This window comes from Apilactobacillus kunkeei (assembly GCF_005930975.1).
GTDB lineage: Bacteria > Bacillota > Bacilli > Lactobacillales > Lactobacillaceae > Apilactobacillus > Apilactobacillus kunkeei_E.
This window is the reverse complement of the sequence record NZ_VBSE01000025.1, coordinates 1-1,294: the sequence shown is the minus strand read 5'-3', so window position 1 is coordinate 1,294 and position 1,294 is coordinate 1. Positions and strand designations below refer to the sequence as shown.

At 30.3% G+C, this 1,294-nt stretch carries 2 protein-coding genes; both read left to right on the top strand.

Annotation, left to right across the window (positions count from 1 at the left end; all coding sequences use genetic code 11):
* Positions 1-99: 99 nt before the first annotated feature.
* Complete coding sequence (locus tag FD688_RS00100) at positions 100-405, top strand: transposase (protein WP_054450299.1); 306 nt, start codon at positions 100-102, stop codon at positions 403-405.
* Positions 399-1,250 carry an IS3 family transposase gene (locus FD688_RS00095; RefSeq protein ID WP_190242840.1) on the top strand — a complete coding sequence of 284 codons (852 nt, stop codon included), beginning with the start codon at positions 399-401 and terminating at the stop codon, positions 1,248-1,250. Before FD688_RS00100 ends, FD688_RS00095 begins: the two co-directional genes overlap by 7 nt.
* Positions 1,251-1,294: the final 44 nt, after the last annotated feature.

The window sequence follows — 1,294 nt, the reverse complement described above, 5'->3', positions numbered from 1 at the left end:
GGAACTGAAGTTATAATATTGAACAGATAAATAAAAGCACTTTCGATAAAATGATTATTTTAATTTGATAAAATAACATAATTCGGAGGTGTTTTTTGTATGGCTAATAATAGATATTCATATGAAACTAAACTAGAAGCCGTCCGGCTTCTTAATGAAGGTGTTCCTGGTAGAAAGATTTGTAAAATATTGGGATTAAAGAGTGATGGTTTAATTTATACGTGGCGTAAATATGTAAGAAACGGTGATTATTATCGTTTGAATCAAAAACCTGGAAAGCAATATAAATATAATAAAGGTAATTTGGAGCTACCTAGTGATGTCATAAAAGACATGGAAATTAAACAAATGAAAGAAGAACTTGAAGTTATAAAAAAATATTTAATCATGGAAGGGCTGTGGTAAACCAAGATACTATTAGATTAATCGATACTTTTACATCCAAAATACCTTTAGTTAGAATTTGTCAGTATCTTAATATATCTAGAAGCACCTATTACTACCATAAAAAACATGCAGATCATTTTAATTTAAATCAGATTGAAGGAGAGATTCAACAACTATGTATAAAAACGAAGTTTTTATATGGTTATCGTAAAATTCATGCACTAATTAATAAGTACTTAAAATGTAGCGTTAGTAAAGTTCAAAGAATTATGGCTAAATATGGTTGGGGGTGTCGTATAAAACGTAAAAGATCCCATCGACCTGGTAATCCATTCAAACAATTTGATAATATAATCAATCGTGATTGGAGCGTTAGTGTACCCAAACGTAAATTAACTACTGATATCACTTATATTCCTTGCGGAAATAAGATGTTATACCTTTCTACAATAATGGATAGTTTTAATTCGGAAATCATTGCTCATAAAATTTCTAATCATCCAAATACCCAATTGGCATTAGATACATTAAATCAATTAGGCTATTTAAATGGAGCTATTATTCATAGTGATCAAGGTTCCACTTATACTTCACGTGAATTTTATGAATTAGCACGTAAAAAAGGCGCCATCAGAAGCATGTCCCGTAAAGGCACGCCAGCTGATAACGCCATCATCGAATCATTTCACGCCAACCTAAAGACTGAAATGATATACACACAAGCTAAACCTAAAGGTTTAGCTGATACAATCAAGTGTATAAATAATTATATCAAATTTTGGAATAATAAACGAATACTAACAAAATTAGGCAACCAATCACCTGTAGAATACAGAAAATCAGTTGCCCAATTAAATAGTTAGAAAGCTGCTTTTATTTATTTGTTCAAAATAATAGTTGCAGTTCC

What these genes read in the sequence shown, in the direction of transcription:
- FD688_RS00100 (WP_054450299.1), top strand. Translation starts at nt 100, where the DNA reads ATGGCTAATAATAGATATTCATATGAAACTAAACTAGAAGCCGTCCGG.